General features: G+C 58.5%; 9 protein-coding genes and 1 tRNA gene. 4 read left to right on the plus strand and 6 right to left on the minus strand.

The annotated features are described in order from the left end of the window. Positions 1–33 precede the first annotated feature (33 nt). The 4 genes from DW870_RS08920 to DW870_RS08935 all read right to left on the minus strand — a co-directional run bounded on the left by DW870_RS08920 (position 34) and on the right by DW870_RS08935 (position 4,158). Positions 34–873, minus strand: a complete 840-nt coding sequence (locus DW870_RS08920; protein ID WP_022095055.1) for a carbohydrate ABC transporter permease — start codon at positions 871–873, stop codon at positions 34–36. Continuing rightward, complete coding sequence (locus DW870_RS08925) at positions 873–1,727, minus strand: carbohydrate ABC transporter permease (RefSeq protein WP_117877531.1); 855 nt, start codon at positions 1,725–1,727, stop codon at positions 873–875. The genes DW870_RS08920 and DW870_RS08925 overlap by 1 nt, the downstream gene beginning before the upstream one ends. A gap of 87 nt (positions 1,728–1,814) precedes the next feature. Then, complete coding sequence (locus DW870_RS08930) at positions 1,815–3,131, minus strand: ABC transporter substrate-binding protein (RefSeq protein WP_117848864.1); 1,317 nt, start codon at positions 3,129–3,131, stop codon at positions 1,815–1,817. Positions 3,132–3,438: 307 nt separating this feature from the next. Continuing rightward, positions 3,439–4,158: a GntR family transcriptional regulator gene (locus DW870_RS08935; protein WP_117877534.1), complete on the minus strand. Its 720-nt coding sequence runs from the start codon at positions 4,156–4,158 to the stop codon at positions 3,439–3,441. 229 nt (positions 4,159–4,387) lie between these two features. On the opposite strand from DW870_RS08935, the gene DW870_RS09340 reads away from it, so the two are divergent. The 4 genes from DW870_RS09340 to DW870_RS08955 all read left to right on the plus strand — a co-directional run bounded on the left by DW870_RS09340 (position 4,388) and on the right by DW870_RS08955 (position 9,134). After that, positions 4,388–6,838 (plus strand): PTS transporter subunit EIIC, encoded by a 2,451-nt coding sequence (locus tag DW870_RS09340; RefSeq protein ID WP_158565193.1) that lies wholly within the window; start codon positions 4,388–4,390, stop codon positions 6,836–6,838. Between the two features lie 125 nt (positions 6,839–6,963). Further along, entirely contained in the window at positions 6,964–7,977 is a 1,014-nt protein-coding gene (locus tag DW870_RS08945) for a polyprenyl synthetase family protein (protein ID WP_117877536.1), read from the plus strand. Positions 7,978–8,115: 138 nt separating this feature from the next. Further along, positions 8,116–9,021: a peptidoglycan-binding protein gene (locus DW870_RS08950; protein WP_022094145.1), complete on the plus strand. Its 906-nt coding sequence runs from the start codon at positions 8,116–8,118 to the stop codon at positions 9,019–9,021. A gap of 38 nt (positions 9,022–9,059) precedes the next feature. Beyond that, positions 9,060–9,134, plus strand: a tRNA-Gln gene (locus DW870_RS08955). A 338-nt stretch (positions 9,135–9,472) separates the two neighbouring features. Here the strand turns inward: DW870_RS08955 and DW870_RS08960 are convergent. Both DW870_RS08960 and DW870_RS08965 read right to left on the minus strand, forming a co-directional pair. Continuing rightward, entirely contained in the window at positions 9,473–11,647 is a 2,175-nt protein-coding gene (locus tag DW870_RS08960; RefSeq protein WP_158565194.1) for a hypothetical protein, read from the minus strand. 184 nt (positions 11,648–11,831) lie between these two features. Continuing rightward, positions 11,832–13,721 (minus strand): carbon starvation protein A, encoded by a 1,890-nt coding sequence (locus DW870_RS08965; RefSeq protein ID WP_117877540.1) that lies wholly within the window; start codon positions 13,719–13,721, stop codon positions 11,832–11,834. Positions 13,722–14,099: the final 378 nt, after the last annotated feature.

A 14,099-nucleotide genomic window follows, 5' to 3' on the forward strand; every position in this document is an offset into this window, starting at 1 on the left:
GGCGCCGCAGAAACTTGCAAAACAGTTACGGCATCAGCCCTTGACGGCACCTGCCACCACGCCGTCGATGATGTACTTCTGACAGAGGATGTACATGATGACGATGGGGATAACGACCATCATGATGCAGGCCATCATGGGGCCGAGCTCGACGTGGCCGTAGCCGCCGCGGAAGTACTGGATCAAGATAGGAATGGTCTTGTACTTGGTGGAGTCGAGCGTAAGGTAGGGCAGCAGATAGTCGTTCCAGACCCACATGGTCTCGAGGATGCCGACCGAAAGATAGGTGGGCTTCATGATGGGAAGGACGATCTTAAAGAACACCTGGACCGGGTTGCAGCCATCAATCATGGCCGCCTCCTCGATCTCGAGCGGGATGTTCTTTACAAAACCGGCGAACATAAAGACCGCCAGGCCCGCGCCAAAGCCGAGGTAGATAAAGCAGATGTTGAACGGCGTGTTGAAGCCGATGCGGTCCGCCAAATTGGACAGCGTGAACATGAGCATCTGGAAGGGCACGACCATCGAGAACACGAACAGGTAATAGAAGAAGTTCGAGATCTTGTTGTTGACACGAACCACGTACCAAGCGCACATGGAGCAGCACACCAAGATCAGCACGACCGACGTGACCGTGATGATGAGCGAGTACATAAATGCCGAGGCAAAGCCCTGCTCGTTAAGGGCGTGCATGTAGTTTGCGAGGCCGTTGAACGTCTCGGGCGTGAGCAGATCGAACGCCGTGGTGGTGCTGATTGCGGTCGCTTTCTTAAAGGAATTGAGCGCAATCATGAACACGGGGTAGATCCACGCGAGCGACAGAATCGTAAAGAAAATCGAGAGCGCGCGGTTGATAACCTTATCGCGTTTCATTACTGCTGCACCTCCTTGGACCTCGTGGCCTTAAGCTGAATCATGGAGATGGCTACGACCAGGATGCAGAAGATAACCGCCTTGGCCTGACCGATGCCCTGCCATGCGATACCGGCACGCGAATAGAACGTGTTGTAGATGTTCAGGGCGAGCATCTCGGTGGAGTGCGCGGGAGCGCCGCCGGTAAGGGCGAGGTTCTGGTCGAACAGCTTAAAGCCGTTGGTGATGGACAGGAACAGGCAGATGGTGATGGTCGGCATCAGGTTAGGGATCTTAACCTTCCAAAACGTCTGCCATGCCGTGGCACCGTCGACCTTGGCGGCCTCGATGTAGTCGGACGGAATGGACTGCAGACCAGCGATGTAGATGATCATCATGTAGCCGACCTGCTGCCACAGGGTCAGGATGATAAGGCCCCAGAAGCCAGCAGCAGAGTTAAGGGCGATGAGCTGGGCGCCCACGTTGGAGAGCAGGCAGTTGATCAGAATCTGCCAGATGTAGCCCAGCACGATGCCGCCGATCAGGTTAGGCATAAAGAAGATCGTACGGAAGATGTTGGTGCCCTTGAGCGCTTTGCGGGTGAGCGCCTGCGCGATGGCGAGGGCGATCACGTTGATGAGCACCGTCGACAGGAAGGCAAACGCCACGGTAAAGAAGAACGACGTGGCAAACTGCGGATCGGACAGTGCGCGCACGTAGTTCTCAATACCGACAAAATGCGCGTTGTCAATGGTAATAAACTGGCAGAACGAGAGATAGAAGCCCTGGATAAAGGGAATCACGAACCCGATCATAAACGCCAGGCACGTGGGCAGCATAAAGAGCGGCCACCAGCGCTTGAGTGCTTTGCCCATAGAAGGGTCCTTTCAATATGCAGGGGGCGGGCAAACCAACGTCTGCCCGCCCCCTGTCGCTAATCAGATAGCTTGGGCAGCAACTACTTACTCGGAAGCAGCCTTCTCGGTCTTCCAGCCATCGACGAAGGCGTTCTTGACGCCGTCCCACTTGCTGTTATCGGCAGCGTAGGCAATCAGAGCCTGCTTGAGGTTCTTCTTCCACTCCTCGGAGGGGATGTAGACGAAGTCCCAAGCGACGGTCTTCTTGCCGTCCTTGGCCATGGCAACGGCCTGCTGCGAGAAGACGTTGGTGGTTTCCTTGGCGCTCTTGAACGGAGCGGTCAGACCCATCTTGTCGGCGATGATGCTGGTCGGGGTGTCAGCGGTGACGCACCAGTACATGAAGTCCTCGGTGGCCTTCTGGGCATCCTCGGAAGCCTGGGAGCTGACGCACCAGTAGTTCTCGCCGCCGGAGCACAGGCCCTGGTTCTCCTCGCCGTCGACGCCGATGTAGATCGGCAGCATGCCGAGCTGGTCGTCGGTCATACCGGCCTTGGTGAGGTCAGCGTATGCCCAAGAGCCGTTCTGATAGAAGACGGCCTTGCCGGTTGCGAACTCGTTGGTGGCGTCGTCGCCGGTCTTGGAGGCAAGCTGCGAAGGATCGCAGGTGGAGTCGGTGATGTACAGGTCGAAAATCTGCTTGAAGTTGTCGAGATACTCGCCCTTGATCTCGTCGTCCTCCTGGTTGTGCTCCTTCTCGAACTCGTAGTAGAGCGGGAGGTTGGCGAGGTGGGTGGTGTAGCGCCAGCTGGAGGAGTCATCCATGCCGGCAGAAGTGAAGGCACCCTCAACGCCAAGCTCGTCCTTGCGGGCCTGGATGTCGTCGGCACAAGCCTTCAGCTTGTCGAAGGAGTTGATGTCCTCGGCCTTGTAGCCAGCCTTCTCGAGCAGCTGCTTGTTGTAAATGATGCCGTAGCTCTCCTGGACCCAGTCGATGCCCAGATCCTTGCCATCGGACTGCAGAGCCAGGGAGTCGTCAATGAGCTCACCGCGGAGCTTGGTATCGGACAGGTCGGCGCAGTAATCCTTCCAGTTCTTAAGACCGGTGGGGCCGTTGACCTGGAACAGGGTCGGAGCGGAGCTCTTGGACATCTCGGACTTGAGCTTCTCCTCGTAGGTGTTGGAGGCAGCGGTCACGATCTTGACCTCGACGCCCTTCTCCTTCTTATAGGCCTTGGCGATCTCCTTCCACTCCTTGTCGACCTCGGGCTTGAATTGGAGGAAGTAGACCTCGGCAGCGTCACCAGAAGCAGAGGAGCCGGAGCCGGCGGAGCCACCGCAGCCCACGAGACCCAGACCAAGAACCGCAGCCGCGGAACCAGCAAAGCCCAGGAACTGCCTTCTGCTCATTTCGTTCTTCATTACAATCCACCCTTTCACACCGTGGCGGCACCCTTTGCCGCCGCCTTCGGAGATTGGCTCGGGGACTTTGCCCCTTTTGCTGATTTGTACAATACGCTATTTGGCTAGTTGTTTGAACAAGTATTACTAGAGCGGTAGAAAAACTTCGGTGAACGGTAATATTCAACTTGATACTTGACAAGTTTTGTATAAACAATTATTTGTTATCGAATGCAGAGAAAACGCCCGGTCAAGCCGATGCATCGTCGGTTTGACCGGGCGTTTTCGCTTTGAGGGCATAAGTCTCGTCAGGCTGCGAGCTAGCCGGCTATCGCTTGGAGTTGACGCGGTAGTGGAAGATCTCGGGATGCGTGCGGGCATGCGTGACCTCAAACAAGATGCCGTCCGAGGTGTACGACTGGCTCTCCATGACGGCGACACAGTTGTACTTACCAAGGTCAAGATAGCTGCAGTCCTCATCGTTGGCGAGCTCGACACTCACCGTACGACGGCTCGCCATCACCTTGACGCCGCGTTTGTGCTCCAGATAGTCGTAAATTGACTTTGCGGCGATCTCGGGCGTCAGACCCTTGGCGATCGACTCCAAAAAGTAACCATGGTCTACTTGGCGCGCATTGCCGTTAAGGCTTCGGACACGCACCACGCGAATCAGCTCCTCGCCCACCTTAAAGCCCAGGCGACGAGAGAGTTGCTCAGTGCAAATCAAATGTTCAAAAGACTTGACCTCGGTCGATGCGACGGCATTGTTGCGTTTTGCGAACTCGCCAAACGACTCAACCTCTTCGAGTGCGCCCAACATGTCGGTTTCGCCCTTAAGCCAAATAACGCGCACGCCCTTGCCGTGTATGGGCTGCACAAACATCCCGTCGGCCAGCATACCCAAGGCGCGACGGACGGTATTGCGCGTGCATCCGAACTCCGCGGTCAGCTCGGCTTCGGTTGGCAGCATCTCCTGAAACGCATAGGTCCCGTTAATGATGCGCGAACGGATCTCACGGTAGATTCCTTCGTAAATCGCTTTTGGCATGACTTCACCTCTACATTGTTCATTTCCGGCTAGGCACGATAGCATTTCTTAAAGTTGTTTAAACCGAATATCGGTAAAGCGACAGGATTTAACCGTTGACGGTTTCTGTCATGCCCAAATCGGTTTCGCTCAAAACTGCCGGTACGACAATCGTCTGGTCCTCTACAATGAATCCATTGTTTAAACGTTTCCCCACGCGCAACGCGCCTCGATATTCGGAAGGCAGAACATGCTGCAAAAAATCCAACGCTTTGGCGGGGCAATGTTCGCGCCCGCCATGCTGTTTTCTATATCAGGCCTCATGGTCGGCGTCTCCGCTCTCGCAACGACTGCGGACATCGTCGGCGATCTCGCCGTATACGGAACCCCTTGGTACGCTTTTTGGACCATCATCCAGCGCGGCTCGTGGACGGTCTTTAAACGCCTCCCGCTCCTTTTTGCCGTAGCGCTGCCCATCGGTCTTGCCCAAAAACAACCGGCTCGTTGCTGCCTCGAGGCTCTCGTCGCCTATTTTGCCTACTGCTTCTTTTTGAGCGAGATCATTAAGCTGAGCGGAGACAATCTTGGACTTAAGTACCCGTCGTCTTTGACCTCCGCTAGCGGCATCACCATCATCGACGGCATCAAGACGCTCGACACCGGCATTATCGGCCCGCTGGCGGTATCGGCAACCGTCGTCGCCATCCATGACCGCTTCTACGATGCCAAGGTTCCCGATTGGCTCGGCACCTTCTCGGGCTCCTCGCTGGTCTACCTCATCAGCTTTTTTGCCGTGTTTGCCCTTGCCGCTATCTCGGCCGCCATCGTGCCCTCCGTATACGCAATGACCGAAACGCTGCGCCATGCACTTACGAGCGTCGGCCCCTTTGGCGTGGGCATCTTTGTGCTTTTGGAGCGAGCGCTCGAGCCCATGGGGCTGCACCACCTGCTCTACATGCCGATCTACTACGACAACCTGGTCATTAACGACGGCATCTACGCCACGTGGAGCAGCTTGCTCCCCATCCTCTCCCATAGCACGCGCCCCCTTAATGAGCTTGCGCCGTGGGCCGGTTTTACCGCCACTGGCTGGGTCAAGCTCTTTGGCCTTCCTGCCATCGCAGCCGCGTTCTACTCCACCGCAAAACCCGAGCGCCGCGCCGGCCTCAGGGTCATCCTTGTTCCCGCCATCATCGCCTCGGTGGTTTGCGGCGTTACCGAGCCACTCGAGTTTCTCTTTATGTTCACCCACCCCGGGCTCTTTTTTCTCTACGCCGTCTTATCGTCTTGCCTTGCCACAACCATGAATCTCTTTGGCATCGTCGGCATCTTCTCGGGCGGCCTCATGGAGATGGCAGCCTTCAACTTTATTCCGCTCATGCGCACGCATGCCGGTGCCTATCTTTTGGCGCTCGGTATCGGCCTTGCCTTTAGCCTCATCTTTTTTGTTAGTTTTCGAGCACTCATCTTGGCCTATGACCTTAAGACGCCGGGCCGCGAGGATCATGTCGCCAATCGCGCGGCAATCGATCGTTTAACGGAAAGCGGCTTTGCCAAAGAGCAATCTCCCAACGACGAGGCCGATAGTCGATCCGATCAAGATCACGTCCTCGCTGAGCGGGTAATTCAGCTTTTAGGTGGCGTTGGCAATATCGTGGGCGCAACCAACTGCGCCACGCGTCTGCGCGTCGAGGTCGCAGACCCTTCCATCGTTGCAGATAACGCATCGTTTGTCGCGGTGGGCGCCAAGGGCCTCATCATTACGGGCAAGACCGCCCAGGTGGTCATCGGCATCTCCGTTCCCCGCGTTAAAGAGCATTTTGACCAGATTATGGGCCTCGAGCCGGGATTTGTGCCCACCACCTCGGCCTCCCCTGCCGCCAGCGCAGTCCATAAGCGCGGCGATATCTGCTTCTTCGATATCGACGGAACGCTCGCCTGGCAAGACCCTCGAGTGGCGCAAGAGCTTCCCGAGAGCGAGCGAGACCTCTCCCCCTATCCCAACGAGGCGGTTTCGCAGGCAATCCGCGAGTTTGTCGCCAACGGCAACATGGCCTTTATCTGCACGGGACGTACCCTCAGCTGCATCCACCCCAAACTTCTTGAGCTGCCCTGGACCGGCATCGTCTGTCTTGCGGGTGGTTACGCCGAGATCAACGGACACGCAATTCGCGATCTGTCGATGACGCCCGGTATGCTGCAGCGTCTTGCCCCCTACCTTGAGCAATCGGGCGAGGTCATCCGCTTTGAGGGCCTCAACGGCGTCGTGCGCATGAGTGCCGATGCCCCCGATGCTCCCGGATACGCGCGCACCCTGGGCGACGCAGTCACGCAGCTGCAACATTACAGTGTCTACAAGATCTTGATGTCTACATCGCTCGCCAACCACATCGCTCAAGATAAGGCGCTTGAGCCGCTGCTGTGCTTTAACGAGCTCGAACTCAAGGTAACCGAAATCTCGCCCCGCGAATGCACGAAGCGCGGGGGCATCCAGTCTGTACTCGACGCCCTCGATCCCCACCACGGAACCGTATACGGCATCGGCGACGCCAGCAATGACGTCTCGCTGATGAACGCCGTCGATGTCGGTATCGCCATGGGCAATGCGCCGGACTATCTCAAAAAGCGCGCCGACTACATCACCGACTCGGTCGACAAAAATGGCGTCGTCAAGGCGCTCGAGCACTTTAGGCTTATATAAGCAGCCGGCACGCGCACGCGTCCCGTTTCCCCAAATCGCCAAAACAGACGCGCCGGCAACTCCAATGTGGCAATATGGTATCTGCACACCGCAACGATGCAACCTAAGAAAGAATGCGAGAACCCGTGTCCAGTCCGTTTACCAGCTTTTTAGCCCAGCACTTTGACCAGATCAACGACTATCTGGCCACGTTCTTTGACGGACAGGCGACCTCTGCCGATATCGAGCGCTACCTGTATACCCCGCTCTCGACATTTACGGCCAATGCCGGCAAGCGCCACCGCCCGCTCATCTGCATGCTCGCCGCCACCGCGGTAGGTGGCAGCTTTGAGAGCGCCCGCAGCGCGGCGGCAGCTATCGAGCACTTTCAGTCGGGAGCGCTTATCCATGACGACATCGCCGACAACGGACAGCTTCGTCGAGGTAAGCCCTGCATGCACCTTACCGAGGGCACGGGCCTTGCCATCAATTGTGGCGACCTGGCGCTCACCATGGTCACCAAGACGGTTCTCGACGACCCCACGCTGGAGTCCGACGTGAAGCTGCGTGTGCTCCACGAGCTTACCGAGATGATCGTCCGCACCATCGAGGGTCAAGCGCTCGACCTGGGTTGGGTCCGTGACGGGCGCTTTGATATCTCGGTTGATGACTACCTGGGCATGGCGACGCACAAGACCGCGTTTTACAGCGGAGCCACGCCGCTTGCCGCCGGGGCCATTATCGGCGGCGGCAGCGATGAGCAAATCGAAGCGCTGCGCGCCTTTGGCCTGCACACGGGCCTCGCCTTTCAGATTCAGGACGACCTGCTCAACCTTGTCGGCACTAAGGAAGCCGCCAACAAGGACTTCCGCACCGACATCACCGAGGGCAAGCGCACGCTTGTCGCCGTACACGCCCTCTCTGATGAGCGCCACCACGACGAGATCGAGGCGATTCTTTCCTCGGGCACCGATGATCCCGCGCAGCTCGCACGCGCCGTGGAGATCTTCCAGGAGACCGGCTCTATCGATTACGCCCACACTTACGCGCTCGACCTGACCGCTAAGGCCAAAGCGGCCATCGAGAACGTTGAGCTTGATCCGCACGCACGTGAGCTGTTCCTCTCCATGGCAGATTTCTTTGTGGAGCGCCTTAACTAACGGGGGTTATAAAACCTGTCAGCAGCGTATTTAGGCACAACTTGCTACACTGTTGAGTGCATGTTTATGCATCCCTTTGCGTTGTCTATCCGACAGACGCTCAAATAGTACGAATGGTACGCCGAAAGGGGTTCGTTCATGGAACCTATTACAACGGGCATGCAAGGAGCAGCCGTCGAGGACGTGCAGTCTCGTCTCCTGCAGCTCGGCTACACGATTGATGCCGCCGAAGTCACAGACAAGTACTTTGGAGCCACCACTGAGCAGGCCGTCAGCACCTTCAGGCTCGACAGCGGCCTTGCTGCCGGTCATGCCGTCGATATCCCCTGCTGGAGCGCCCTTGTAGACGCTTCGTATAAGCTGGGCGACCGCACTCTCTATCTGCGCATGCCCAATTTCCATGGCGCCGATGTGCAGGCCCTGCAGCGCGCTCTCAACGTTTTGGGCTTTGCCTGTGGCGAAGACGACGGCTACTTTGGTCCGCATACCGAGGCCGCCCTGCAGCAGTTCCAGGAAAATGTCGGCCTGTTTGCCGACGGCATGGCCTTCCAGGACACCTACGCCTACATCAACCGCCTGCACCATGTGTGGGAGGGCAAGCCCTCGGTCACCGAAGCCGAGTCCCGTATCGGTTTTGCTCGCGCCGCCAACGTGCTCGAGCGTTTCCAGATTGCCGTTATCGGCGAGGACCCCATCGCACGCAGCGTTGCGTCGCGCATGTGGAATATCGCCACGGCAACGACCGACAACAGCGGCATGATGCTCTGCGATTCCGAGGTCCCAACCGACGTTGACCTGGTGCTCGAGATCGCAAGCGACGAGCTGCCCGCCGACGCCGCACCGCGCGCCACGATTGCCCTCGCCGAGTGCCACAACCTGGCCCAGCGCATCCGCACTGCCAATGTCGCCGCGCAGCAGAAGCCGGCTCGCATTCGCATTGAGCTCACGGGCATGACGCGCTACAACGGCACCTTCACGGCCAGCGACGCGCAGACACTCGCCGTACGCCTGCTCGACGGCGTTTGCGATGCCCTCGCAGATTAGGTAAACTAAACGAGTTGCTTTTGGGCAACACCACACATTGGGACGTAGTTCAACGGTAGAACTCCGGTTTTTGGTGCCGGCTGTTGGGGGTTCGAATCCCTCCGTCCCAGCCAAAGAAACAAGCCTCTCGAACGCATAGCCGATCGGGAGGCTTTTCTTGTGAGCAAGCGGAGGGATTCGAACCCGCAAGGAATCTACCTATATAAGACAGACGCCCCAGGCCCATAACGACCAAGAGCGCCTTGCATCTAGAATTATCAGCCCTGTTCCGAAAAGCGAGCCGCATGCAACAACCAAGTAACCACAGGCCCCGGGAGAGCGGGGACACCGGCTTAGGTTTATCGCGAGTTCCGCACGAACAGGAGGCCACTTAATGTGGCCTCCGTCGTGAGCAGGACTGTAGAGCAGGAAACCTAAGCCGGTGTCCCCGCTCTCCCGGGGCCGGCGGAATCTAGTTGTTCAGCATGCGGTCGAAGCTTCCCGAGTCGCCATCCCGATAGTCTGCGGTCATCAGAATCTCCTGCGGAATGCGCCCGCCTTCACGTAGCACGTTGCGGAACTGCACGCGCGTAACCATGGGCAGATCCTTGATCGTCGCTGCCAGGTTCTGCGGCACGCCCTGGTTGGCAGCCGCGGGCTCGCACTCGCCGCCGGCCCTCACGCGACGCTTATGCTCGGCGAGCATGGCGCGGTACATGCCGGCATGCAGGCGAATCTCAACCACATTGGCATTGCGAGCCTGTTCGACGATGCGCGCGCCCTCGCGATCGATATCGCCCACGTAGTAGACGTAGTTAAAGCGATAGCCAATCTCGGCCAGATAATCATCCAGTGCGTGCGAGACGCTCGCCTTGCAGCCGCCGCCAAAAATCACGCCGCCCACCTTGGTACCAAAGAGCTTGGCATGTTTGCGTCCGCGCAGGAGCTTGACGATCTCGTCGTAGGTATCCAGGTTCTCGACCATAATGAACGGCTTGTCGGCACCCAGCGTAAAGAAGCCCGTAAAGTGCACGGGGCGATTGGGGGCGACCTTGATCGCCTGCATGCTAATGCCCTTTTCGGTCATACGTCTGATCAGGCGCTCACCGTGCTTGCCGTCAAAAGCCTTCTCGTCGTTAAAGATCTGGTAGGCACGCTGGCGGCGCGAGGCAACCGGCGTATCGGCACCTCGGTTCTGCTCGATCCAAGCCTGGATGATTGCGATTTCCTCGGCAATCTTGCGGTTGGACATCTCGTTGTGCTGAGTGCGCTGCGGAGCCTTTTTGCCGTCCTTGCCCTCGACCTTTACGATCTGTGTCTGCTGCTCCTTGATCTTAGAGAGCGCCGTAGGCGTAGGGACAACTTTGAGCAGCTGCCTGCCTAAAACGCGGGCAAGGGCAAACGCCGAGACCTCGCCGTGGACTGCCGACTTGGGCTGCTGGGCAGCGGTATCTGCTGCGGTAGACTCCGGCTTCTTCTGAGACTTGCGCTTAGAATCGCCTTGGGAATTGCGCTCGCGCTTCGGCATAGGCGCCTGCTTCTGCGGACGATCAGACTTACTCTCCTTCGCTGGCTGGCACTTAGGCTGCCCCGAAGAAACCTCGACCTTCGCATCCTCGTCCTGCGGCGTGGTCTTCTCGGCTGCAGTCTCGGCATGGGAACTGCGGCCCCCACGATGGCGACGGCGGCGAGGCCTGCTCGAAGCGCTCTGCTCTGTCCGCTCATCACTAGGCTGCTGGCCCTTGGCCTCGGCATCAACCTCAAACTGCGGCTCAGCAGGCTTCTGTTCGCGAGCCGCCGGCTCAACGGCCTTCTCGTCCTGAGTGGTCGAAGCCGGCTCGCTCTTCTCCTGACGCCTTACGGGATACGCGCGTCCCGCAAAACCGCGGCCGGGACGACACGAACCCGGAGCTCTCTTGGCAGACTCCTCAACATCGTCTGCAACCTCAGAAGACTCTTCAACCTCACGCGCGGCATCCTGCGCTGCAGCCTTAAAGTGAGCACCGCGACGACGCTTGGGCTCTTGGGCCTCCACGGGCTTTTGCTCCTTCGCGGGCTTCTGCGACTCGACAGCAACCTCGGTCTCAACAACCTCGGCATCCGTCTCACCCTTTTGAGCAACGGCGCGACGGAAGCGCTCCTGCTGGGCGCGGCGCTGCGCATCGCGCTTGCCGCCCCCGCCAAAACCGCCGCGTCCTGCCTTGGCCGTAAAGGCACGCACGACGTTCTCATCGAGCAACTCATCGGTGTCGACATGCTCACGCGAAGCAACTTCTTCCACAGCAGACACGTCAGCGGAATCCTCGACGACAAAATCCTCGACGGACTCGGCAGGCTGCTCCTGGGCATCGCGGATCTCGGCATTGATGGTATAGAACGCCGGGCGCCCGTTAATGCCGCTACCCTCGATCTTGGTCACGATATTTGCCGCGATAAGCTCATCGCGCATCGCCTTGGTGTCACATTCCTTATCGACGGAGCGGAAAATCTGCGCCAGCGCACTCGACTTAATCTTGAGCGCCTTGCGGCAGAGCAGGTCGTAGGCAACCAGCTTGGCACGCTCGGCAGAAAGCGACGTCTGGCTGCTCAGACGTTCAGCCAGGGCATCGACATTATTTTGGTTATCGGAATATACCGTCTTGGCCACGGGGCCCCTTTCATATGCACACATATACGTCTATATGGTACAACGCGCGCCCTTATCCACGCAAAACATCTGCGAGAACACTCGAGCGTCACCCGCTTTTGCATGAAAAAAAGACCGAGCCCGCGAAGTCGCGGACCCGGTCTTTCCGAGTCATATAGATGTGACGTTCAACGCGTCAGGTCGACTAAGCCTTGGCGGCCTCGGCGTCGACAGGAGCCTCGGCAGCAGCAGCGCGGCCATACTCGGCCTTGCCCATCTCGGACCACTCGGGCTCCTCGTCGGGCATGGAACCGGCCTCCTTGCCGAAGAACTCCTTGAGGCAGTTAACGGCAACGATGAGGCCCAGGACCATCAGCAGGACGGCGAAGACAAGCTGCAGGCCCTTGGTGGCGGCGACGGAGACGGCGGCCGTGGTGGCGGTAGCCGGGATGGTGCCGAAGAAGCCGTAAGCCTGGACAGCGGCCATGCAGCCCATGGCGCTCTGGACCAGCGAGGTGAAGGTGCAGCAGAGCAGGAAGACGACGGGCACGTAGAGCATCCAGCCCTTGCGGCCGGTGCACTTGCAGAACACGGCGAGGGTGATCATGGTCATGCCGCCGAGCAGCTGGTTGGAAGCACCAAAGAGCGGCCAGATGTTGGCATAGCCACCAAAAGCGAGGGCGAGACCGGGAAGCAGGGTGACGACCGTGGCGAACCAGGGGTTGCCGAGGACCTTCATGTAGCCGGCCTTGGACTCGATGGCCAGGGCGTCGTTGGTCTGGGCAAAGAACTCGGAGAACGAGGTGCGGGCGATGCGGGCGACGGCGTCGAGCGAGGTCAGGGCCAGAGCGGAAACGTTCATGGTCATAAAGACGGTAGCGAGCGTGCCGTCAACACCGAAGGCCTGCATACCGCGGGAGATGCCAGCGGCGAAGATCTGGAACGGGGTGGAAGCGACGCCGGCGTTGAGGGCGCCGGTACCGGCGGTGTTCATGTCGGAGAACATGATGCCGGCGACGATGATGGCAAGGATGCCGACGAAGGACTCGACGATCATGGCGCCGTAACCGACCTTGACGGCGTCCTGCTCCTTCTCGACCTGCTTAGAAGAGGTGCCGGAAGAAACGAGGCTGTGGAAACCGGAAAGAGCACCGCAAGCGACGGAGACGAACAGGACCGGGAACATCATGCCGGAGGCAGTGGAGAAGCCTGTGAAGACCGGAGCGGTGATAGTGGCCTGACCGTTGACGCCCAGGACGACGATGCCGAGGACAGCGCAGACGATCATGACGATCATCATGATGGAAGTGAGGTAGTCACGCGGGGTCTTGAGCATCTGGATGGGCATAGCGCCAGCGAAGACCAGGTAGACCATAACGACGGCGAACCACTGGAACTTATCCAGGTAGACCGGGAACTGCATACCGACGGCGAACATGAGAACCATGAGGACCACGCCGGTGACGAACTCGGCAGCGCCGGTGAGGTTGAACTTCTTCTGGGCCCAACCAAAGGCGATAGCGACGAAGGTGAACAGGATGGAGATGGTACCAGCGCAGCCGGCGGCATAGGACTTGGTGAAGTCGACGGCACCGGTAGCAGCACCAGAAGCGTCAACGGCCGGGGTGAACATGAACGTCTTGCAGACCATGTCGGTGAAAGCGGCGATGACGATGATGCAGAACAGCCAGCAGAACAGCAGGAACAGGCGACGGCCGGTCTTGCCGATGTACTTCTCGATGAGCTGAGCGAGCGACTTGCCGTTGTTCTTCATCGAAGCGTACAGGGCACCAAAGTCGTGGACGGCACCAAAGAAGATGCCGCCGACGAGGACCCAGAGCACGACGGGCAGCCAGCCAAAGGCCATGGCGACGATCGTACCCGTGACAGGGCCAGCACCGCAGATCGAGCTGAACTGGTGCGAGAACGCGGTGAAGGCGGAGACGGGCGAGAAGCTCTTGCCGTCCTTCATGCGCTTGGCCGGCGTGAGGGCCTCCTTGTCAACGCCCCACTTGTTGGCCAGCCAGCGGCCGTAGCCCAGATAGCCGCAGGCGAGCACCGCCGCGGCCACAACCATGAGCAAAACTCCGTTCATTACATTTCCTCCTCTAAAAAGAACTTCCTAGACATAAAAAATGAGGGCCGTCGGTTGCGCTCGACGGCCCTCATCTTCATCAGCCGCCCGTTATCGTACGGGCTAGCTGTATGTGCTAACCCGCATCAGATAATTACTACGCTGATAATGTTTAGCTGATGCGTGAACATGTCTAAGAAATCCTCTTCAATCATGATGTGAACGATCCGTGCGTGTTCACATCCCCCAGTGGTTGAAAAGGAGTATGAAACTTTAGTTACCTAAAGTCAACGCAAATTTGTAATGAATTTTCAGCTTTTTTTGAATTTCTCGGTATAAAACGCCACTGACCTCGGACTTTACCCCACGACAGTTTTTGCATGAGAGATGCCCCTCGGG

This window comes from Collinsella sp. AM38-1BH, from assembly GCF_003467545.1.
GTDB lineage: Bacteria > Actinomycetota > Coriobacteriia > Coriobacteriales > Coriobacteriaceae > Collinsella.